The following is a 21,162-nucleotide window of genomic DNA, read 5'->3' as shown; positions in this document are numbered from 1 at the left end:
TCGAAGAATTCCAGTATCTGAATCGCGACCTTGCGGCCATTGTCCAGACGGTCGCGGAAGGCGGCGGCGTTGAAGCCGGCCGGGTGATCGGCGGCGAGACCGGCCGCGATGGCGACCATTTCGGCGATGACGGGACGCAGGAAGAAATGATCGAGCGCGACTTCATGGACATCGCCACGGCGGCCGACGAGACGGAACATGCGGCGCACCGCGTCCTCCTCAAGGCCGAGTTCGGTGCCGATGTCGCGCACGCGGGGCGGGCGGAAGCGTTCCTCCCCGCCGATCATGACCCGGACGAGGGCCCATAAGCGCTCGTCCTCGGGCGTGAGGCAGACCTCGTGGTCGGGATGGCGGATCCACGAGCCCTGCACGACGAGGTGCCGCTCGGCGGCGAGGCGGGCGAGCACGGCGCGGAAGACCGGCGCGGACAGGCGCGGATCGATGGCGAGGCGCAGGCGCTCGAGCCCCATGCCCGGCTGGTCCGGATGTTCGTCGTGATAGGCCCGGAGCGCCTGCGTGATGGTCGCGACGAGCGCGGCCCACAGATCCGGCAGGACAACGATGCGGCTTTTCGCGGCGGGGATGAGCGTGAGGCCGAGCTCGGCAATCAGCGCCTCGGCACGGGCGGCGCTGAGCGCGCGGTCGCGCACGAAGGCGTCGAAATCGGCGTGATGGGGCTCGGCCGCGAGGAGCGCACGCAGAGCATCGGCCGCATCCGGACGAGCGAGCGCATCGAGCTGCGCCAGACGCGCGGGGGTGCGGCGATGGCGATGGGGGGCGCGCAGATCGAGAAAGCGGCCGCCGCCAATGGTGCGCGAGGCCGAGACGTCCCGCAGGACGAAGCGATCGAGCGCCGTGGCGGCGATGGGCGCGTCGAGGACGAGCTGGACCGGGCCGGTTTCGCCGGGCGACAAAGCGTTTTCGCCGAGGGGAACGAGACGCGCGCCGACTTCCGCAGAGGCATGGTGCAGGCGGACGGGCATCCAGGTGCCGATCGGCTTTTTCTCGGAGGCGAGCAGGGTCAGCTCGGCATCGATGCGGGCAGCAGGCGCATGCAGCGCCGGATCGACGACCATGTCGCCGCGATGGATCGCGTCCTTGCTGATGGCCGGCCCGGCAAGGTTGAGGGCGCAGCGATCGCCCGCCTGCCCGCGCTCGGCCGGGCGGTTCTGGGCGTGGATCGAGCGCACGCGCGCCGGAAGGCCGGACGGCGAGATGGTGACCGTGTCGCCGAGCGCCACCGCGCCGGACAGCACCGTGCCGGTGACGACGGTGCCCGCGCCCGAAAGGGTGAAGGAGCGGTCCACCGCAAGGCGGAAACGGCTGTCGGCATGGCGGCGGGCCGTGTGCCGGGCTTCCGCCGCGAGGAGAGCCGCGAGTTCGTCCATGCCCTGCCCCGTCGCGGTGGAGACAGGCAGGACGGGGGCGTCCGCGAACGGAGTGGGCGCGAGGAGCGCCATGATCTCGGCTTCGACTTCGGCCAGGCGCGCTTCGTCCGCAAGATCGGATTTCGTGATCGCCACGAGGACGCGCTCGATGCCGAGCAGGCGGGCGATGTCGAAATGCTCCCGCGTCTGCGGCATAACCCCGTCATCGGCGGCGACGACGAGAAGCAGGAGATCGACGCCTGACGCGCCCGCCAGCATGGTGTGGACGAAGCGCTCGTGGCCCGGAACGTCGATGAAGCCGATGATCGAGCCATCGGGCTGCGGCCAATAGGCGAAGCCGAGCTCGATCGTGATGCCGCGCGCCTTCTCCTCCTTGAGGCGATCGGTGTCGACGCCGGTCAGCCGCCGGACCAGGGAGGTCTTGCCGTGGTCGATATGGCCGGCGGTGCCGACGATCATCCCGCCGCCTCCTCGGCGCGGGCGATCTCGTCGGCCGTCAGGGCCGCACGCGCGGGCTTGAGGAAACGCAGCGCCAGATCGCTGCCGCCGCGCTCGGCGCGGATGAGCCAGGCCAGCGCCATGATGCCGTCGCGCGGGACGCCCTGCCCCAGCATGTGCGCCGCGCCGAGCATGGCCTGCGCGTCGGCATCGCCAGCCTCGGCGCCGCGCCGCCACCACAGGGCCGCACGGTCGGCATCGCGCTCGGTGCCCAGCGCCTCGTGGTGGATCATGCCGAGCCGCGTCATGGACGACGCGATACCGGCCTCGGCGGCGGCCTGTGCCCAGCGGGCGGCCTCGTCGTAGAGCGCGGGATCGGCCGCTTCGAGCAGCATCCAGGACAACATGTCCTGTGCCGGCGCGTCGCCTTGCTCGGCGGCGGCGCGGTACCAGCGCAGGGCCTCGGCATCGCTGCCCTCAGCCTCGCTCTTGAAATGAAGCGCGGCAAGATTGCGCTGGCCGACCGGATCTCCGGCCTCGGCCGAAAGGGTGAGCCAGCGGAGCGCGAGATCGGCATCGCGCGCAACGCCCATGCCCTCGGCGAAGCAGGCGCCGATATTGTTCTGCGCGCGCGGCAGACCGCCATGGGCGAGCGGGCCCCACAGAGCGAGCGCGGATTCGTAATCCCCGCGATCGGCTGCGGTGCGGGCGATCTCCATCGCCTCGTCCGGCGGGGGGCCGGCCGGCTTCGACCGGAGGATGCGGTCAAGCCAGGCCATGAACATCCACGGCCGGCAGTTTGGGCAGCAAGGCCGCGAAGCCCGCTTCGTCTTCCAGGCAGCGCAGGTCGAAGACGAGCGCGCCTTCGGCGATGCGGCCGATGACCGGCACCGGCAGCGTGCGGAAGGCGGCGGCGAGATGCTCGACCGCCGCGCCGGACGCCTTCCCCACCGGGCGGATGGAGAGGCCCGCGCTGGGAAGGGTTTCGAGGGGCAGCGCGCCGGAGCCGATCTGGCTGGCGCAGGAAATGATCTCGACGGACCAGGCCTCGCCCAGCGCCTCCCGCAAGGGCGGCTGCAGGCGACCGGCCAGGGCCTGAAGTTCCGAGGCGGGGCGGGTGAAGAGCCGCAGGGTGGGCAACCGCTCGGCCAGACGATCGGGATCGCGGTAGAGCTTCAGCGTGGCTTCGAGCGCGGCGAGCCGCAGCTTGTCGAGGCGCAGCGCGCGCTTCAGCGGGTTTTTGGCAAGGCGCTGAACGAGATCGCGACGGCCGGCCACGATGCCGGCCTGCGGGCCGCCGAGCAATTTGTCACCCGAGAAGGTGACGAGGTCCGCACCGGCCTTCAAGGCGTCCTGCACCGTCTTTTCACGGCGCAGGCCCCAGCGCGACAGATCGATGAGGGTGCCCGAGCCGAGATCGTCCACGAACGGAAGCTCGTGCTTTCGGGCCAAAGCCGCGATCTCGTGCGGCGCGACCTCGGCGGTGAAGCCCTGCACCACGTAGTTCGAGGTGTGGACCTTCATCAGGAGACCGGTGTCGGGCCCGATGGCCTCGGCGTAATCCTTGAGGTGGGTGCGGTTGGTGGTGCCGATTTCGCGCAGCGTCGCACCCGCGCGGGCCATGATGTCCGGCATGCGGAAGGCGCCGCCGATCTCGATCAGCTCGCCGCGCGAGACCAATGCCTCGCGATCCTTGGCGAGCGTGTTGAGGACGAGAAGGACGGCCGAGGCGTTGTTGTTGACGAGGACGGCGTCCTCCGCCCCGGTCAGTTCCTGGATGAGGCCACGCACATGGGCGTCGCGTTCGCCGCGCTTGCCGGTCTCGACGTCGTATTCGAGGTTGGTGGGCTGGCGCATGGCCGTGACCACCGCCTCGATGGCGGCCTCGGGCAGGAGCGCGCGGCCGAGATTGGTGTGCAGCACCGTGCCGGTGAGGTTGACGACCGGGCGCTGGGAAGGTGCGTCCGCGCGCTCCAGCACGGCGAGCGCATGCTCGGCAATGACGCCGGCCGCCGGCACCTCCGTGAGGCCGGCGCTGCGGGCGCGACCGAGCACGACGCGAATGGCGTCGGTGGTGGCGGCACGGCCGTGCCGGGCGATGGCGAGACCGGCGGTCGTGCTTTGCAGCACGTCATGGACGGCGGGAAGACGGATGGGTGCCGGAGCGGTCATGGCGCGGGGCTCCGTTCAATAACCGAGCAGGAACGGATTGACCGCGGCGCGCCGCCAGCCGGCCTCGACCACCAGAATGTCGAGCCCGAGGCTCGCCACGTCGTCGGCCACGGGATCGAGCGTGTTGTCCTTGTTCTGGTAGAGCACCTTCGTGTAGGTGCGGCACTCGTCGCAGGTTTCGGCCTTGATGGTGTCGGCAACGCCGTCGATGACCTGATAGGCGATGCCCGAAGTGGAGCCGCAGGTGACGCATTTGACGCGCACATGGTTCCAGCGGCTGGCGCAGAGCGAGCACTGAACGTAGCGGTTGTTCTCGGCGTTGGGCCAGCCCACGACGGCGCTGGTGACGGGCGGGCCACCGCAGCAGGGGCAGACGCCATCGGCCACGGGCTGCGGCCAATCCTCCGGCACCCGCGCTGAGCGGAGCGCGGCCACGATCTGCAGCGCGGCGGCGACGAAGACGTGCTCCGCCACCTCCTCCGCCGGAATGGCGTCGCTGAGCACGGCGGCCAGCATGGAGCGGCGCGCGGCCTCGTCCAGGGTTTCGAGCCGGGCGAGCGCGGCGGCGGCGATCTCCGGCATGGCAATGTTGCGGGCGCGGGCGATGAGGCGATCGAGGGCGTCGAGCGCCAGCGGCTCGGCGGCGAGATCCTCGCGCGGGACGACCGGCATGTTGTTGACGCCGCGCATGCGGATCTCGCGCTCGGTGGGCATTGCGGGCGATGGCAGCGCGCGGGCAATGGCGTCCTGCGCGCCGGACAGATCGGCGAGGAAGATCAGGAACGCCGACAGCTTGTGGTCGGGCGCAAGGGTGCGGAAGCGCGCGGCACGGTTGGCGAACAAGCTCGCCGGCTCCGGCATGCGGAGGAAAGGCGGCTTGTCGCGCTCGGGGATGCCGACCTCTTCGAACGTGGCGGCATCGTTGTCATCGGTCATGGCAGCACTCACGAACCCAACGGGTCACGTTGATAGGGTGGCGCGACGCCACCGAGGGGGTCACGTTCTACATGGGGCGGCTCGGGCGCCGCCCCAAGAGATCATTCGGCGGGGTGGTTGATGACGCCGCCTGTGCGGTCGTGGTGGCCGCCCGGGACTTCCTTCACGCCCTTGTCGGCTTCCTCGCGGAGCCAGCGGCGATGATGGCGGAAAGCCCAGCCGCCCGACACCTTGCCCTGCGTCATCGCATCGATCGTGCCGCGCACATAGAACGCGGCGTAGATGTGGACGACGACGATGAGGATCATCGCGATAGCCGCCAGCGCATGGACGATATGGCCGATGCGCTGCTGCTCGATGGTGAAGGCCGCGCCGAAATATTCGTACCAGATGACGATGCCCGACACGAACAGGATGAGGATGAACAAGGTCATCGACCAGAAGATGAGCTTCTGGCCGGCATTGTACTTGCCGACCTCGGGCACCTTCTCCTCATCACCGGCGATAACCTCGCCGATGTGACGCATCCAATTGTTGTCGGCGCGGGTCCACAGATTGTGGTGCACCATCTGCACGAACAGCACCGCGAAGCTGATGAGCAGCACGACACCGATCCACGGATGCAGCATCCTGGTCATCGACCCACCGCCGAACAAAGCGGTGAGGCCGAAGAAGGCCGGGTGGAACAGGGCCGTGCCGCTGACGACGAGCGCCAGAAGGGTAATGGCGGTCACCCAATGGTTGACGCGCACATGCCCCTTGTAGCGATCGACCGTGGTGCGGCCTTCCTCACGACGTACGGCCATCGGCACGCTCCTTCACCAGTTCGTCGGCATGCTCCTCGTCGGCGCGCGATACCGCATTGCGGCGCGCGACCGTGGCGTGGACGAAGGCGAAACACGCCGCCGCCGCAACCGCGCCCATGCCGGCATACTTCGTGATGCCCTTCCACAGCTCGACCACCGGAGAGATCTTCGGATTGAGTGGAAGATTGGCGTAGAGCTGCGGCCGGTCGTTGTGGTGCAGCACGTACATGACATGCGTGCCGCCAACGCCCGGCGGGTCATAGATGCCCGCATTGGCGAAGCCGCGCGACTTCAGGTCGGTGATGCGGCCCTCGGCATAGTCCAGCATGTCCTTCTTGGTGCCGAACACGATGGCGCCGGTGGGGCATGCCTTGGCGCAGGCCGGAGCCTGACCGACCGAGACGCGGTCCGAACACAGGGTGCATTTGTACGCCTTGTGGTCGGTCTGGCTGATGCGGGGAATGTTGAAGGGACAGCCCTTCACGCAATAGCCGCAGCCGATGCAGTTCTCCGACACGAAATCGACGATGCCGTTGTTGTACTGCACGATGGCGCCCGGCGCCGGACATGCCTTGAGGCAGCCGGGATCGGAGCAATGCATGCAGCCATCCTTGCGGATCAGCCATTCGAGATTGCCGCTGTCGGGGTTCTCCCATTCGGTGAAGCGCATCAGCGTCCACGTATTGGGGGTGAGGTCGTGCGGGTTGTCGTAGACGCCCGTATTGACCCCAACCTCCTCGCGCAGATTGTTCCACTCGAGGCACGCCGACTGGCACGCCTTGCAGCCGATGCACTTCGAGACATCGATGAGCTTCGCCACCTCGAAATCGTGGCGCACCTCCGGCGGCCGGAACGTGGTGGCCGAGATGCGGGCGAAGTCCTGGCTCTGTAATCCTGCCATTGTCGCCTCCTCAGCTCACTTCCGGCCCGTTGCTGGGCTCGACATTCACCAGGAACGCCTTGAATTCCGGCGTGTCGGTGTTTGCATCGCCCACGGCAGACGTCAGGCTGTTGGGGCCGAAGCCCTTCTTTGCCGCGCCCGTGAAGCCCCAATGCAGGGGTATGCCCACGATGTGGACCATCTTGCCGTCGCAGATCATCGGCTTGATGCGCTTCGTCACCATCGCCTTGGCGAAGACCTCGCCACGGTTGGACGACACCTTCACCCAGCCGCCGGGCTGGATGCTCTTCTCCGCCGCCAGCTCATGGCTGATCTCGACGAAGAATTCGGGCTGAAGCACCGCATTGACCCAGACGTGCTTGGTCCAGAAGTGGAAGTGCTCGGTGAGACGATACGACGTCGCGGCATAGGGGAACCTGGCGGGATCGCCGAGCGCCTCCATGTCGGCCTTGAAGATGCGCGCGGCAGGATTGCCGCGGATCTGCGGGGCGATGACGTTCTTGATCGGGCTCTCGAACGGCTCGTAATGGACCGGGAACGGCCCCTCCTTCAGCATGCCGCGCGAGAACAGGCGCGCCGTTCCCTCCGCGTTCATGATGAACGGACCGACGTCGCGGGGCTTCGCGGTGAGCGCGATGTCCGGCACGTCGAAGCCCGACCAGCGTTCGCCGTCCCATTCGATCAGCTTGCGCTTGGGATCCCAGGCGCGGCCGTCCATGTCCGCCGAGGCACGGTTGTAGAGAATGCGGCGGTTGGCCGGCCATGCGAACGCCCAGTTGAGGTAGGTGCCCGTATTGCCGGGATCGCTCGTCTCGCGACGAGCCATCATGTTGCCCTTCTCGGTGTAGCAGCCGGAATAGATCCAGCAGCCGGCCGCCGTGGTGCCGTCGTCGCGGAGCTGCCCGAAATTGTCGACCTGCTTGCCCTTTTCGAGCAGCTTCTTGGTCGGGTCGAGCGGGTCCATTACGTCGGCGAGGACGTAGCCGTTCATCTCCTTGGCGAGTTCGTCCGGCATCGGATCGTCCGGGATACGGTACGGCCAATGCAGGTTGGTGAGCGGATCGGAGAACGCGCCGCCCTCCTCCTCGTACATCCGGCGCAGGCGCAGGTGCAGCTGCGCCATGATCCAGACGTCGCTCTTGGCTTCGCCCGGAGGCTCCTGGCCCGGCCAATGCCATTGCAGCCAGCGGCCGGAATTGACCAGCGCGCCCTCATCCTCCGCGAAGCAGGACGTGGGCAGCTCGAACACCTCGGTCTGGACCTCCTCGGGGGCCACGTCGTTGTGGACGCCCTCGTCCTTCCAGAAGCGCGCGGTCTCAGTCTGGAGCGGATCCATGACCACGAGATATTTCAGCTTGGACAGGCCCGCCGTGACCTTCCCGCGATTGGGGATGGACAGGAGCGGGTTGAAGCCCTGGCAGAAATAGCCGTTCATCTGACCCTGGTTCATCATCTCGATGGCACGCAGGATGTCGTAGGCCGGCACGTCGAGCTTCGGCAGCCAGTCGTAGGCGAAGTTGTTCTCCGGCGTCGCCGCCTTGCCCCACATCGCCTTCAGGAAGCTCACCATGAACTTCTTGTAGTTCTGCCAATAGCTCATCTGGTTCGGGCGCATCGGCTTGAACGCCCGCTTGTCGATGTAGCCCTGGAAATCGGGCTCCTTCTCCGTCGGCAGCGTGAGATAGCCGGGGATGAGGTTGGACATCAGGCCGATGTCGGTGAGGCCTTGGATGTTGGAATGACCGCGCAAGGCGTTCATGCCACCACCGCGCACGCCGATATTGCCCAGCAGGAGCTGGAGCATGGCCATGGTGCGGATGTTCTGCGAGCCCTTCGAGTGCTGCGTCCAGCCAAGCGCGTACATCGACGTCATGACCTTGTCGCGCGCCGAGGTCTCCGCGATCATCTCGCAGATCTTGAGGAACTTGTCCTTCGGCGTGCCGCAGATGCGCTCGACCAGTTCGGGCGTGTACTGCGCCACATGGCCTTTCAGCAGCTGATAGACCGAACGCGGATGCTGCAGCGTGTCGTCGACGACGACATAGCCGTCCGGCCCGATCTCATATTCCCAGGTCGAGCGGTCGTAATCGCGCTTGGCCTCGTCGTAGCCGGTGAACAGGCCGTCCTGATAGCCGAACCCTTCCTTCACGAGATACGGGGCGTTGGTGAAACCGCTCACGTACTCATGCTGGATCTTGTCGTTCTCCAGGCAATATTTGATCACGCCCAGCAGGAAGGCGATGTCGGTGCCCTGCCGGATCGGCGAATAGAAATCCGCGACCGACGCCGAGCGCGTGAAGCGCGGGTCGACCACGATGAGCTTGGCGCCACGCTGCGCCTTGGCCTCCGTCACCCATTTGAAGCCGCACGGATGCGCCTCAGCGGCGTTGCCGCCCATGATGATGACGAGATCGGTGTTCTTGATGTCCGTCCAGGGGTTGGTCATCGCACCGCGACCGAATGTTGGGGCCAGACTGGCCACCGTCGGTCCGTGTCAGACGCGTGCCTGGTTGTCGAACACCAGCATGCCCGCGCTCCGCACCACCTTGTAGGTGAGGAACGCGGTTTCGTTCGTTGTGGCCGACGCGGCGAGGAAGCCCGTGGTCAGCCAGCGGTTGACGGTGGTGCCGTCCTTGTTGGTCGCGATGAAGTTCTTGTCGCGATCGTCCTTCATCAGGCGGGCGATGCGATCCAGCGCCTCATCCCAGGAGACGCGCTTGAACTCGCGCTCGCCGGGGCCGCGCCGCATCGGGTATTTCGTGCGGGTCTCGGAATGCACGAAGTCGAGCAGCGCCGCACCCTTCGGGCACAGGGTGCCGCGATTGGTCGGATGATCCGGATCACCCTCGATGTGGATGATGGCGGAATGGGCGTTCTTCGACTTGTCGCCCATGCCGTACATGATGACACCGCAAGCGACCGAGCAATACGGGCAGGTATTGCGGGTTTCGGTGGTGCGGGACAGCTTGAACGGGCGAACAGCCTGAGCATGCGCCTCCTCGGCGCCACCGAAGCCGAGTGCCGCAATGGCCGTCCCCGCTGCACCTGTGCCCGCGCCGCGCAGGAACTGCCGGCGTGAGACCTCTTGTAACATCCTCGTCCTCCTGATCGGACAGCACCGACCTTCAAACTATTACAATCTAATTTCGCCACGATGACGTCAAGTTCACGAAAGGGCTGATCCGGATTTTGTGAAGAAGCCGAAAGGGGTGAGGCGCAGGTGAACCTTGGCATCCTGTATACCAGAAAAAGCGGCGCTGTTTCTGACGCATCCGGCTATTGATTTTCTTGGTGTCTTCTTTGTTCCCGCTCAAATTGAGGTACTTGAATGGCACCCGCGGACAGAACAGCGAAGTCTTCACACAAAAATACATTTAATGAGCGCAGTCTCCGGCAGGCCCCGGAACCGTCTTCCGAGGCGCAACGTTGTGCCCGAGAGTCCTCCGTGCGAGGCGACGCAGGAGATGACGTGATGCTCAAGCAGATTTTGCTGTCCGGAATAGCCGCAACCGCGTTCGCCTCGGTGGCGATCGCCCAGGCGCCGACCAGTTCGGGCACCGGCGCCACCCCGTCGGCGGGCGTGACCGCGCCGGCCGCAAGCCAGACCGATTTCGCCGATCTCGACGGCAAGGACATCATCGGCGACGGCGATGCCAGCATCGGCACGCTGGATGATGTGTTGCTCGACCGGCAGGGCCGCATCACGGGCCTGATCGTAGCACAGGGCGGCGTTCTGGGCATCGGCGCGACCCGCCGGGAGATCCCCTCCACCGGCCTGCCGCCTGTGCAGGACGGCAAGGTGCGGCTGGCCGGCCAGACGAAGGACAGCGTGGCCGCGCTGCCGGAGTTCAAGAGCCCCGAGCCGGACGCTGCCGAAAAGACGGCGATGAACGGACCTGCGCCGCAATCGGGCGCCAACCAGCAGGCGCCGCAGGCCGCCGACAGCCACGTACCGGCGGCGCCGAACGTCACGCCCGATCCGAATGCGCCGACCGCGCCCCTGCCGGATTCCTCGGCCGTGCAGAACGACCGCGCCTCCGGAACGAGCCCGCTGAACGCGGAGGAAAGCGCCGCGGGCTCCGGCAGCAGCGGCATGGCCCCGCAACAGGGCACCGGCACGGGCGCAACGCAGAATGTGGGCGACCACGCCAACGAACAGGGCGCACAGCCGAACGAGGGCAATTCAGCCGGCGACGAGCCGGGCTTGCGGGAGCAATATGGCCGCGACCAGCAGCCCACGAACCAGCCCCGGAACGAGGATTCCGCCGCCCGCGCAACCGCTGGCTCCCAAGGCGGCGACGGGGTGCCGGCCGGCTCGCTGCTGGCCAGCCGCGACGAAAGCCTGGGCGGGCGGGAAACCGGGCCTGCCTCCTCGCTGCGCCCCGACGACGGCACGCGCTATCTGGCGGGGCCGCTGATCGGCACCACGGTCAAGGGCGTCGATGACGGCATCAAGATCGACGCCATCGTGTTCGACGCCGACGGCATCGCGAATGTGCGACTGACGCCCGGACGCGCGGGGGCGAACCAGGACAGCCTCCTCTCGTTCGACCAGCTGAACATCGCCGGCACGCCCGACAAGCCGGAGGTGGCACTGAATGCCTCGACCACTGGCCGGCCGCTGACGCCGGGCGTGGCCGCGCCGGACGAGATCAGCCGCTAAGCCATTTTCCCAGTTGAGAAAGCACGGTTTCAAGGGGCGCATCCGCGCCCCTTTTCCTGTGCGCGCGTCGGAAACATGCCCGGGGCAGGAACCATTACAGGCCCGCCACACGTTGACTCTCCGCAGCAAAGGAGAGCCTGAAATGGCCGATCAACGCCTCGCGAAGTTCACCATCGACCCTGCCGGGGAGGAATTCCGCGTCCGCATCGAAAGCGAGAGCGGACGGGAGATGGAGTTCATCGCCACTTACGATCAGCTCGACATTCTGGCCGATCAGATCGACGAAGTGCTGGATGCCGAAGAGGATGTGCTCGAAGTCGAGGGCGCGTTCCAGAAGTGATGTTCGACCTCTCATCGCGGGAGCCGAGCACGGCGCATGGATGAACCCCGTCGATCCGACGGACGTTGATCCAAAACCAGCCGATCTGCCGGGGTGGACGCCGCAAGGCGCACGGGAACCCGGCCCCCTTCCTGAGGAGAAACGATATGGCGAATGCCAGCCACAAGCATATGGGCGCAGGCGCGCAGGGCAAACGTGACGGCTCGGGCGCGAACACCGAACTCGACAAGGATGTGGTGCCCGAGAACATGATCCTGTCGAACCGCGACAAGGCCCAGCATTCGGGCGAGCGCGGGTTGGACGGAAAATGGGTGCAGACCGAACAAGGTCAGGATCACCCCGAGGACCGCAACGAGGATTGAGCCTAATCCTCCGAGGCCTTTGGGCTTCCGGGCAGACGTTTTTCGATCAGCGACCCGCCGGTGAGGATCAGGAGGCCGAAGGCGATCCCAACCAGCGCGAACTGGCCGGCGCCCGACGCGATGCCGACCGCGGCGGCGACCCATATGTTCGCCGCCGAAGTGAGATTCTTCACATCGCCCTTGGCCACGAAGATCGCGCCTGCCCCGATGAAGCCGATGCCTGCGCCAGCCCCTGAACGACGCGCAGAGGGTCGATATCGGCGTTGCCGTCGTTTTGGCGCAGGACCTCGTAGAGAAGCATCGCAGAAATGGTAATGGCCGCCGAACTGAGGCTGACCATTCCATGCGTGCGCGTGCCGGCCGCGAAGCGCGAACCTCACGATCGAGCCCAAGCAGCACGCCGGCCAGAGCGGCCGTGCCGAGGCGCAGGAACATGTCGACTCGGCTCATGACGTCATCTTTTCACCAGGCCGAGGGGCGTTTCGATCAACAGGGTGAGGGGGAGGCCCGTGACGGGGGCAAAGGCTTCGCACAAATCAAAGCATTGTCCCGACTTCGAGGAGAACCTGCGCCAAAGGGCGAAATCGTGCAATCATCCTGATGTGTAGCTTTTCACCTATGCGCTCTAATCGAAGACAGCCTTTAGGTCCAAAATGTCACAACACAGGTTTGATCCTGAAAAGATACGCCTCCAATTCCTCAGCGATCCGGATTATGATTATCTGGTTGCAGAGGTTTTTTATGATGAAAAGTATCTGTTCATGCTTCACCGCCTGGAATCCGGCAGGATCATGATAAATATGACCTCACAAGTCGTAGATCCTTACGAAGGCGATTTTTATCTGGAGGATTATCAAGCCCTCGTAGAAGTTGTCGCTCGGAAATACAGGGATTGGTTCTTGTAATATTTTACTCTGCCGGGAGCCATCAAGCATCCGGCTTTTTGGCCTTGAGGGTTGCCGAAGCATGATCCTTTACGGTTTCACCCATAGTGTGAGTGGTGTTTCCTTCCGTTTCCGGAGCAGGCAGCGTGCCTTTTTCAGCGACCGATAGCCGACCGGCCCTACCCGCGCTCATCAGCGCGGGTTTCGTCGTTGCGGCCGGGATGCTGATCCTGCCGTTCCAGGAGATGGGACCGTTGTCGGTGCAGATGGCGCTGCACATCGCGGTGATGAACGTGATCGCGCCGCTTGCCGCACCGTTCGTGATGCGGGCGTTTCCCGACGCGCTGCACCGGCCCGGAATGCTGGCGCTGGCCGGCATCGCACAGATGGCGCTGCTGTGGGGCTGGCATTTGCCGGCGGTGCAGCACGCCTCGGCCGCGTCGCCCGCGCTGCACGTCGGCCTGTTCGCGCTGCTGGGCATGACGGCGCTCGTGTTCTGGGGCCTGCTGCTGAGCCTGCATGCGCGGGCGCGCTGGCGCGGCGTCGGGGCGCTGCTCATCACCGGGAAGCTCGCGTGCCTGCTGGGCGGGCTGATGGTGTTTGCGCCGCACGATGTCTACGCGCTGCCGGCGATCAATTTCCTGCTTTGCACGACCGGCCCGTCGACGGCGGCCGACCAGCACCTCGCGGGGTTGCTGATGCTCGTGGCCTGCCCGCTGAGCTATGTGCTGGCCGGCGTGGTGGTGGCGGGGCAGATGCTGGGCGACCTCGAACGGCGCGATGGGTTGAGAGGGCCCTTTGCGGCGCATTAGCCAGCTTCTGCTGGTGCTGTGGGACGTGCAGGTGCTTCAGGCGCGGACGGACCACCCGCGCACAGGCGGACCGCTCATGGACGCGCTCGCCATCGGGCTGGGCGTCGCGAGCCTCGTGGCGGTGGCGTGGAGCGGGCTCGTCTCGACGATGATCCCGGCCTGCATGCTGCCGGTCTAGCGCCCTCCCGCCGGGACAAACCTTCGTGTTGAAAGGAACCCCGGTCCCGCGCGGGATGTTTCGCCTGAGAAGATTTCCATCAAGATCGGTGAAGTGATGCCCCTGTCCGTCCGTCGCGCCGCGCTCCTCAGCGCTCTCTTCCTGCCGCTTGCCGCTTGCGGGGAGCAGGCGCAGGTGCCTGTGGAACAGGGTTATGGCGCGAACCCGACCCTGCCGGAGCCGCGCTCGTCATGGATCCCCACGATCCACATCGCCGACGCCAAGGGCTGGCCTGAGGACGGCAAGCCCGTGGCCGCGCAGGGCTTCGCCGTGGAGGCGTTCGCGCGCGGGCTCGACCATCCGCGCACGGTCTACACGCTGCCGAACGGCGACGTGCTGGTGACCGAAACCGACGCACCGCCCAAGCCCGAGGCGAACAAGGGCATACGCGGCTGGATCCAGTCCTTCATGATGAAGAACGCCGGCTCCGGAACGAAGCCGAGCGCCAACCGCATCGCACTGCTGCGCGATGCCGACGGCGACGGCACGCCCGAGACACGCACCGTGTTTTTGGAAAACCTGAACTCGCCCTTCGGCATGGTTCTGGTGGGCGACCAATTCTACGTGGCGAACACCGATGCCGTGGTGCGCTTCCCCTATCAGGAGGGCACGACCGAGATCCGCGAGGCGGGCACCAAGCTGGCGGATCTACCGGGCGGGCCGATCAACCACCATTGGACGAAGGACCTGACCGCCTCGCCGGACGGCACGAAGCTCTATGCGACCTCAGGCTCCAACAGCAATGTGGGCGAGCGCGGGATGGAGGCGGAAACGAACCGCGCCGCCGTGCTGGAGATCGACGTGGCGAGCGGCGAATCCCGATTGTTCGCGTCGGGCCTGCGCAATCCGAACGGCATCACTTTCCACCCGCAGACGGGCGACATCTGGGTGGCCGTCAACGAGCGCGACGAGATCGGCAGCGACCTCGTGCCCGATTACATGACGCGTGTGAAGGACGGCGGCTTCTATGGCTGGCCCTATTCCTGGTTCGGCCAGAACGTGGACGAGCGCGTGCAGCCGCCGAACCCGGATCTGGTGGCAAAGGCCATCGTGCCCGATTACGCACTGGGCGCGCACACCGCCTCGCTGGGCCTGGCGTTCTACACCGGCAGCCTGTTCCCCGCCGAATACGCCAACGGCGCGTTCGTCGGCCAGCACGGCTCGTGGAACCGCAAGCCGCGCAGCGGCTACAAAGTGATCTTCGTGCCGTTCGAGAACGGCCTGCCCAGCGGCCAGCCGCGCGATATCCTGACCGGGTTCGTGGACGAGAAGAACGACGAGGCGTTCGGCCGCCCGGTTGGTGTGGACATCGACCGGAGCGGCGCTCTGCTGGTGGCCGACGATGTCGGCGGCATCGTATGGCGAGTGACGCCCTCGGCCCAGTAAGCCGGACTGGAACGGGCCGCCTCAGGGACGGGCGGCCGCTTCGTCCTCCGGCAGGTCGCGGCCCGAACGGCCACGGCCGAGGATCTGGGTGAGCACGATGGCCGCGATCGTGGCCGTGCCGATGCCGGCCACCGGGAAGCCGCCGAACGAGACCGTGAAATCGCCCGCGCCGAAGACCAGCGCGACGCCCACGGGAATGAGGTTGCGCGGATCGGAGAAATCCACACGGTTTTCCACCCACAGCCGCACCATGGCGGCGGCGATGAGGCCGAAGACCAGAACCGCGAGGCCGCCGAGCACCGGCGGCGGAATGGTGCGCAGCAGGGCGCCGAACTTGGGCGAGAAGCCGAGCGCGATGGCGACCACCGCCGCGACTACGAAGATAAGCGTGGAATAGACCCGGGTGACGGCCATGACGCCCATGTTCTCGGCATAGGTGGTAACACCTGTGCCGCCGCCCGCGCCCGAAACCATGGTGGCGATGCCATCGCCGATGAAGCCGCGCGCCAGATAGGGGTCGAGATTGCGGCCCGTCATGGCGCCGATGGCCTTGATGTGCCCGAGGTTCTCCGCGACCAGCACGAAGGCGACCGGCGCGATGAGAAGCATGGCGCCCGCCTCGAAACTGGGCGCCTGGAACGCCGGCACGCCGACCCACGGGGCTGCCGCGAGCTCGGTGAAATTCACCGCCGGGAGAATGCCGCCGCCATTGGCCAGCGCGAGGTAGAGCGCGTAAGCGGCGGCGATGCCGAGCAGGATGGACAGGCGGCGCAACTTCACCGGCGCGTAGACGGCGATGAGCGCGGTGGCGAGCAGCGTGAACATGCTGACCATGGTGTGCGCGGGCGTGCCCTGCACGCCTTTGACCGCGATGGGCGCGAGATTGAGCCCGATGGCCGCCCCGATGGCGCCGGTGACGGCCGGCGGCATCAGCCGCTCGATCCAGCCGGTGCCGGCCGCCATGGCGATGAGGCCGATGACGAGGTAGAGCGCGCCGGCCGCGATGATGCCGCCGAGCGCCGCGCCCGTATTGAGGTTCGGGCCCGTGCCCGCATAGCCGCTGACGGCGATGACCACCGCGATGAAGGAAAAGGACGAGCCGAGATAGCTGGGCAGGCGCCCGCCCACCGCGACGAAGAAGATGAGCGTGCCGATGCCCGAGAACAGGATGGCGAGGTTGGGATCGAAGCCCATCAGCAGCGGGCCGAGAATGGTGGACCCAGACATGGCGACGAGATGCTGGATGCCCATCATCCCCGTCTGATCCCAGGGGAGACGTTCGTCCGGCGCGACCACCACGCCGCGCGCGAGCGGCCATTTCGGAAAATACGACATTGCGTGCCCCAACCCAGCCCGGCGGAAACCAGCCATTGATGGTTCTATCGCTGGCGCGGGCAGATGGAAGCCGCAAGCGCCGCGCGGATTTATCCCCCATTTGCTGTGGCTTCACGACCACAGCGCCGATCGTCATGCGCTTGTCTAGAAGGGATCTAAATTACTGTTATTGCATGTGAAAATGGTTTTTCCTAGAACCTGAGGCAGCGGGCGCTCCATTCGGGGGCCCGATGTTCGGACGTTCATGACCGGAATGACGGCGCATATCGCGGATCTTTTCTCGACGGAGCACCTCAGGCTGCTGCGGCTGATCGCGCGTGTCGTCCGCTGCCGCACCGCCGCCGAGGATCTGGTGCAGGACGTGTTCGTGAACCTGCTGGGCGGCCCCGCCCGCCGGATCGACAATCCCCGGCATTATCTGGCGCGGGCCGCCACCAATCTCGCCATCGACCATTTGCGGCGCGAACGGGTGCGCACGGCCCGTATGGCCGAGGGCCTGACCGGAGACGAACCGGATGCGGCGCCGCTACCCGACGCCGTGCTGCAGGGACGCCAGGAACTGGCCCTGCTGCGGACGGCCGTGGACCGGCTGCCGCCGCGCTGCCGCGCGGTGTTCCTGCTGTCGCGCGAGCACGGACTGACCATGCGCGAGATCGCGGCGAAGCTCGACCTCTCCGAGAAGACGGTGGAGAAGCACATCGGCCGGGCGCTAGTCGAGCTTCGGCGGGAGCTTGCCGCCGCCGGCCGCACCTTCTAGGCCTCTCGACATGGCCAGCGAGCGCGCATCCCCGTCCATTCCGGAGCCCCTGTTCAGGGAGGCGGCGCTGTGGCTGGCCAGGCTGGACGACCCGACGCTGGACGACCGCACGCGCGCGGCGTTTCACGATTGGCTAGCGCGCGACGACCGCCACCTCGCAGCCTACGACCAGGCCGAACGGGTCTGGACCGGCGCATCCGCAAACACGCCGTCCGGACCACGCGACGACGCCGCCATCGAGGCGCTGGTGCGCGGCGCCAAGCGCGGACGCGGCCGCAAGCGCGCCGCGCGCACACTGGCGGCCGGGCTGTGCGCCCTGATGCTGGCCGGCGGGGGCGAATGGGTGCGGCGCGGCGGTCTCGACGATCTGCGTTCTGATTATGTCACGGCGCCGGGTGCCCGGCGCATCGTCGAGCTGGCCGATGGCTCCGTCATCCGCCTCAACACCGACAGCGCCCTGGCCGTGGAGCTCGAGCCGCGCCAGCGCCGCGTGCGCCTGTTCCGGGGCGAGGCTTTCTTCGAGGTGGCCCATGACCCGGCACGCCCGTTCGTCGTCGTGACCGACCATGGCGAAACCCGGGTGACGGGCACGGCCTTCAACCTGCGTGAAACCGGCGACGAGACCCGGGTGAGCCTGGTGGAAGGGCGCGTGCGCCTGTCTCCCCTGGAGAGCCCCGGCAATTCGGTGGCGCTGGCGGCCGGGCAGGAAGCGGAGGTGCGCCCCGACCGCGTGGGGATGCCACGCGCGTTCGACGCCGAGAGCGCCACGGCCTGGCAGCGCGGCCAGATCGTGTTCTTCCAGACAAGGCTGGCCGACGTGGTGGAGGAACTCAACCGCTACCAGAGGGGCCGCATAATGGTGCTGGGCGAGCGCCTGCGCGCGCAGCCGGTGACGGGCGTGTTCGACAGCCGCGATCCCGATCAGGCGATCGCCAACATCGAGGCAACGCTCGGCGTCTCCGCTCTGAGGCTCGGCGGGGCGCTGACGATTTTGCGCTGACCGAAATTTTTTCACTTGGGGACTGGGGGACACCCCCGACCCGTTTCGTCCTACCCAACGAGATCCCGCAGAAGGCCCGCAAGAGGCCTTGCGGGCGGTGTTGAGTGGGTTGGGGATCATGACGATACTTCGCGGGAAAGGCGGCGTGAGCCGCATGCGCACGGCCGTGCTGGCCGGCGTGGCGTTGATTGCGGTGCAGGCGGCAGCGCCGGAGGCACGGGCGCAGGGAGCCGGCACGGCGGTGACGCTCGACATTCCCGCCAAACCCCTGCCCCGCGCCCTGGCCGACCTTTCGGCCCGCACCGGCCTGCAGGTGCTCTACAGCGGCAACACCGCCCAGGGCCTGACGTCGCGCCCGCTGCGCGGCACCTATTCGGCGCGCCAGGCGGTTGCGATCCTGCTGCAGGGCACCGGCATCGCCTATCGGTTCGTAGGCCCCAATTCGGTGAGCCTCGGCGGCCCCGCCGTCGATAACGGACCTGCGACGACCGGCGCGGTCGACGACGGCATGATCCAGCTGGAGACCATCGAGGTCGGCGGCGGCGGCGGTGCGCCCTCGAGCGGCGGCATTCCGGATTCGGCGGACGCGCCCTACGAGATGGCCGGCTCCAAGAGCTACATCACGATGGAGCAGGTGCAGCAGAATTCCGGGCAATCCTCGGGCGATATCTTCAAGTCGACGCCCGGCGTCATCGCCGCCGGCAACCGCAACGGTTCGGCCCTCGACGTCAACATCCGCGGCATGCAGGGGCAGAACCGCGTCAAGGTGGCGATCGACGGCACCCAGCAGACCTCGACGACGTGGCGCGGCTATATCGGCGTGGACGAGCGCGTCTACGTCGACCCCGACATGATCGGCGGCGTGGGTATCTCCAAGGGCCCGACGGGTGGCGCGGAGGGCGCGGGATCGACCGGCGGCGTGGTGGCGATCCGGACGCTGAACGCGAACGACATCGTCAAGGACGGCAACGAATACGGCGTGCGGCTGCGCGCCAGCACGAACGACAATGCCGTGTCGACGGCCAATCCGCTGACCTTCGATCCGCGCACGGACGGCAGCGATTTCGACTTCACGAACGGCTCGATCAGCGCAGCCGCAGCGACCGTGAAGGAGAATTACGACTTCGTATTCGCCGCCGCCAAGCGCACGAACGGCAATTACTTCGCCGGCAAGCACGGCGACAGCACGTATGCCTTCGGGTATCGCCCGGATTATCCGCTGTCCTTCACCGGCCCCGGAGAAGAGGTGTTCAACAGCTCGGAGGACACCCTGTCCTTTCTGGCAAAGGGCACGCTGCGCTGGGCGGACGATCACAGCCTGCAACTGGGCTACGTGCACTACGAGAGCGAGTTCGGCGAATCCATGGGCTCGATGTTCTTCCAGCAGGCCGACGGCTGGCGTCAGGTGAAGCTGGCGAACATCATCACCGACACCTACACCGCCCGCTATCGCTGGAACCCCGGGGACGATCTGTTCGACCTGCGCGCCAACATCTGGGCCAGCGACGTGCGGGGAACGACCCGTTCGGTGACCGGCGGCCCCCGGCTCGATTATCCCGGCTACGAACTGGCGGACAACCCGCGCTATTCCGAGACCTGGACCTATGGCGGCGACGTCACCAATACGAGCCGGATCGCGACCGGCTTCGGGGATTTCAGCGTCGATTACGGCGCGTCGTATCTTCTCGAGGACGCGAACGGACACGCCTATTGCAGCGCCACCTTCGTTCGCGACACGTGCTTCCCGAGGCAGGGCGGCGCGGTGGAGATGCAGCCCAGCGTCGGCACGCGCGAGGTCGGCAGCGTGTTCTCCAACGGCACGTGGGAAGTCACCGACTGGCTGAAATTCGACGCGGGCCTGCGCTACGACACCTATCAGCTGAAGGACGAAAGCCCGATGGCCCGGGCCGGCCGGGACGAGCACGATGGCGCTCGCCTAAACCCCAGCGCCAGCGTGACCGTAACTCCCATCCAAGGCCTGCAATTCTTCGCAGCGTATTCGGAAGGCGTACGCCCACCGACATTGCGCGAAACCATGTTCAGCGACGGCAACGTACTGGCAAATCCGGGCCTCGATCCGGAACTCGCGAAAAACTGGGAATTCGGCATCAACGGCAAGGCCGACGGCTTGTTATTCGCGCAGGACAAAGCGCGCGTGAAACTGGCCTATTTCGACAACAATTATGAGGACTACATCTCCCGGCGGTCGTTCTCAGGCCCCTGGGAACCGGGCGAACCCCGCTGGGCGTTTACGTTCGAGAACCTCGACCGCGCCGCCTTCTCCGGCATCGAGCTTTCCGGCTCCTACGACACCGGAATGTTCTTCTCGCAATGGGCGTTGACCTATTACACGGACTTCGAATTCTGCCGCACCTCGGGCTCGTGCGAGGGCAATACGCAGGACTCCGATTATGCGGTGAACCATCTGCCGCCGGAAATCGCCGCCAGCCTGACGCTTGGCATGCGGTTGTTCGACGAGAAGCTGCAGTTCGGCACGCGCATCATCCACAATGGCGAGCGACTGGCCCCGCTCAAGCAGAGCGACCGCCAGCGCACGGCCTACTGGCTGCCCTACACCGTGGTCGACGCCTTCGCGAGCTACAAGATCAACGACGAGGTGACCGTGGACGTGAAGGCGGAGAATTTGTTCGACCGCTATTACGTCGATGCGCTGGACGGCTGGATGCCTTCGCCGGGCCGCACCATCCGCGCCACCATGACCGCCCATTTCTGATGCCTTTGCGCGGTCTGCGCGCCTTTCTGGA

17 protein-coding genes and 1 pseudogene are annotated in these 21,162 nt (G+C 66.6%); 9 read left to right on the top strand and 9 right to left on the bottom strand.

The annotated features are described in order from the left end of the window. Positions 1 to 17: 17 nt before the first annotated feature. From selB to fdnG, 7 genes and pseudogenes are all read right to left on the bottom strand, one after another. Positions 18 to 1,847: pseudogene (gene selB, locus ACQ6S1_RS10925) on the bottom strand (selenocysteine-specific translation elongation factor); the annotation flags it as partial. Further along, positions 1,844 to 2,605, bottom strand: a complete 762-nt coding sequence (locus tag ACQ6S1_RS10920) for a tetratricopeptide repeat protein (RefSeq protein ID WP_445041201.1) — start codon at positions 2,603 to 2,605, stop codon at positions 1,844 to 1,846. The pseudogene selB and the gene ACQ6S1_RS10920, both read right to left, overlap by 4 nt. Then, a complete protein-coding gene (selA, locus tag ACQ6S1_RS10915) occupies positions 2,592 to 3,998 on the bottom strand; it encodes an L-seryl-tRNA(Sec) selenium transferase (RefSeq protein WP_445041200.1) in 1,407 nt (468 codons plus the stop codon). The genes ACQ6S1_RS10920 and selA overlap by 14 nt, the downstream gene beginning before the upstream one ends. 15 nt (positions 3,999 to 4,013) lie before the next feature. Beyond that, positions 4,014 to 4,934, bottom strand: a complete 921-nt coding sequence (gene fdhE, locus ACQ6S1_RS10910) for a formate dehydrogenase accessory protein FdhE (protein ID WP_445041199.1) — start codon at positions 4,932 to 4,934, stop codon at positions 4,014 to 4,016. Positions 4,935 to 5,035: 101 nt separating this feature from the next. Next, on the bottom strand, positions 5,036 to 5,740 hold the full coding sequence (locus ACQ6S1_RS10905) for a formate dehydrogenase subunit gamma (RefSeq protein ID WP_445041198.1): 705 nt from the start codon (positions 5,738 to 5,740) through the stop codon (positions 5,036 to 5,038). Further along, entirely contained in the window at positions 5,724 to 6,641 is a 918-nt protein-coding gene (gene fdxH / locus ACQ6S1_RS10900; RefSeq protein ID WP_445041197.1) for a formate dehydrogenase subunit beta, read from the bottom strand. Before fdxH ends, ACQ6S1_RS10905 begins: the two co-directional genes overlap by 17 nt. A 10-nt stretch (positions 6,642 to 6,651) precedes the next feature. Next, positions 6,652 to 9,735 (bottom strand): formate dehydrogenase-N subunit alpha, encoded by a 3,084-nt coding sequence (fdnG, locus tag ACQ6S1_RS10895; protein ID WP_445041196.1) that lies wholly within the window; start codon positions 9,733 to 9,735, stop codon positions 6,652 to 6,654. A 378-nt stretch (positions 9,736 to 10,113) separates the two neighbouring features. Between fdnG and ACQ6S1_RS10890 the strand changes: the two genes are divergently transcribed. The 3 genes from ACQ6S1_RS10890 (at position 10,114) to ACQ6S1_RS10880 (ending at position 12,006) form a co-directional block, all read left to right on the top strand. After that, positions 10,114 to 11,304, top strand: a complete 1,191-nt coding sequence (locus ACQ6S1_RS10890; RefSeq protein WP_445041195.1) for a PRC-barrel domain-containing protein — start codon at positions 10,114 to 10,116, stop codon at positions 11,302 to 11,304. A gap of 142 nt (positions 11,305 to 11,446) precedes the next feature. Then, the gene (locus tag ACQ6S1_RS10885; RefSeq protein ID WP_445041194.1) at positions 11,447 to 11,644 is read left to right on the top strand and encodes a hypothetical protein; all 198 of its coding nucleotides are present in this window, start codon (positions 11,447 to 11,449) and stop codon (positions 11,642 to 11,644) included. Between the two features lie 146 nt (positions 11,645 to 11,790). Continuing rightward, positions 11,791 to 12,006, top strand: coding sequence for a hypothetical protein (locus ACQ6S1_RS10880; protein WP_445041193.1), 216 nt, complete (start codon positions 11,791 to 11,793; stop codon positions 12,004 to 12,006). A 2-nt stretch (positions 12,007 to 12,008) separates the two neighbouring features. Here ACQ6S1_RS10880 and ACQ6S1_RS10875 read toward each other — a convergent pair whose 3' ends face one another. After that, positions 12,009 to 12,194: an MgtC/SapB family protein gene (locus tag ACQ6S1_RS10875; RefSeq protein WP_445041192.1), complete on the bottom strand. Its 186-nt coding sequence runs from the start codon at positions 12,192 to 12,194 to the stop codon at positions 12,009 to 12,011. Between the two features lie 842 nt (positions 12,195 to 13,036). On the opposite strand from ACQ6S1_RS10875, the gene ACQ6S1_RS10870 reads away from it, so the two are divergent. From ACQ6S1_RS10870 to ACQ6S1_RS10860, 3 genes are all read left to right on the top strand, one after another. Next, positions 13,037 to 13,702: a cytochrome c oxidase assembly protein gene (locus tag ACQ6S1_RS10870; RefSeq protein WP_445041191.1), complete on the top strand. Its 666-nt coding sequence runs from the start codon at positions 13,037 to 13,039 to the stop codon at positions 13,700 to 13,702. Further along, complete coding sequence (locus ACQ6S1_RS10865; protein WP_445041190.1) at positions 13,689 to 13,880, top strand: hypothetical protein; 192 nt, start codon at positions 13,689 to 13,691, stop codon at positions 13,878 to 13,880. Before ACQ6S1_RS10870 ends, ACQ6S1_RS10865 begins: the two co-directional genes overlap by 14 nt. Positions 13,881 to 13,976: 96 nt before the next feature. Beyond that, a complete protein-coding gene (locus ACQ6S1_RS10860; protein ID WP_445041189.1) occupies positions 13,977 to 15,305 on the top strand; it encodes a PQQ-dependent sugar dehydrogenase in 1,329 nt (442 codons plus the stop codon). Positions 15,306 to 15,326: 21 nt separating this feature from the next. Here ACQ6S1_RS10860 and ACQ6S1_RS10855 read toward each other — a convergent pair whose 3' ends face one another. Further along, positions 15,327 to 16,640 (bottom strand): solute carrier family 23 protein, encoded by a 1,314-nt coding sequence (locus ACQ6S1_RS10855; RefSeq protein WP_445041188.1) that lies wholly within the window; start codon positions 16,638 to 16,640, stop codon positions 15,327 to 15,329. 244 nt (positions 16,641 to 16,884) lie between these two features. On the opposite strand from ACQ6S1_RS10855, the gene ACQ6S1_RS10850 reads away from it, so the two are divergent. From ACQ6S1_RS10850 to ACQ6S1_RS10840, 3 genes are all read left to right on the top strand, one after another. Next, a complete protein-coding gene (locus ACQ6S1_RS10850) occupies positions 16,885 to 17,397 on the top strand; it encodes an RNA polymerase sigma factor (RefSeq protein WP_445041187.1) in 513 nt (170 codons plus the stop codon). 10 nt (positions 17,398 to 17,407) lie between these two features. Further along, complete coding sequence (locus tag ACQ6S1_RS10845) at positions 17,408 to 18,397, top strand: FecR family protein (protein WP_445041186.1); 990 nt, start codon at positions 17,408 to 17,410, stop codon at positions 18,395 to 18,397. Positions 18,398 to 18,515: 118 nt separating this feature from the next. Further along, entirely contained in the window at positions 18,516 to 21,131 is a 2,616-nt protein-coding gene (locus ACQ6S1_RS10840) for a TonB-dependent receptor (protein WP_445041185.1), read from the top strand. The last annotated feature ends 31 nt before the right edge of the window (positions 21,132 to 21,162 follow it).

The organism is Terrihabitans aquatilis, from assembly GCF_052542005.1.
This window is presented reverse-complemented; position numbering and strand designations above follow the sequence as displayed.

Excerpts from the sequence above, each read along its gene's own strand:
- ACQ6S1_RS10920 (WP_445041201.1), bottom strand. The coding sequence starts at position 2,605 with ATGGCCTGGCTTGACCGCATCCTCCGGTCGAAGCCGGCCGGCCCCCCG.
- selA (WP_445041200.1), bottom strand. The coding sequence starts at position 3,998 with ATGACCGCTCCGGCACCCATCCGTCTTCCCGCCGTCCATGACGTGCTG.
- fdhE (WP_445041199.1), bottom strand. The coding sequence starts at position 4,934 with ATGACCGATGACAACGATGCCGCCACGTTCGAAGAGGTCGGCATCCCC.
- ACQ6S1_RS10905 (WP_445041198.1), bottom strand. The coding sequence starts at position 5,740 with ATGGCCGTACGTCGTGAGGAAGGCCGCACCACGGTCGATCGCTACAAG.
- fdxH (WP_445041197.1), bottom strand. The coding sequence starts at position 6,641 with ATGGCAGGATTACAGAGCCAGGACTTCGCCCGCATCTCGGCCACCACG.
- ACQ6S1_RS10890 (WP_445041195.1), top strand. The coding sequence starts at position 10,114 with ATGCTCAAGCAGATTTTGCTGTCCGGAATAGCCGCAACCGCGTTCGCC.
- ACQ6S1_RS10885 (WP_445041194.1), top strand. The coding sequence starts at position 11,447 with ATGGCCGATCAACGCCTCGCGAAGTTCACCATCGACCCTGCCGGGGAG.
- ACQ6S1_RS10880 (WP_445041193.1), top strand. The coding sequence starts at position 11,791 with ATGGCGAATGCCAGCCACAAGCATATGGGCGCAGGCGCGCAGGGCAAA.
- ACQ6S1_RS10860 (WP_445041189.1), top strand. The coding sequence starts at position 13,977 with ATGCCCCTGTCCGTCCGTCGCGCCGCGCTCCTCAGCGCTCTCTTCCTG.
- ACQ6S1_RS10855 (WP_445041188.1), bottom strand. The coding sequence starts at position 16,640 with ATGTCGTATTTTCCGAAATGGCCGCTCGCGCGCGGCGTGGTGGTCGCG.
- ACQ6S1_RS10850 (WP_445041187.1), top strand. The coding sequence starts at position 16,885 with ATGACCGGAATGACGGCGCATATCGCGGATCTTTTCTCGACGGAGCAC.
- ACQ6S1_RS10845 (WP_445041186.1), top strand. The coding sequence starts at position 17,408 with ATGGCCAGCGAGCGCGCATCCCCGTCCATTCCGGAGCCCCTGTTCAGG.
- ACQ6S1_RS10840 (WP_445041185.1), top strand. The coding sequence starts at position 18,516 with ATGACGATACTTCGCGGGAAAGGCGGCGTGAGCCGCATGCGCACGGCC.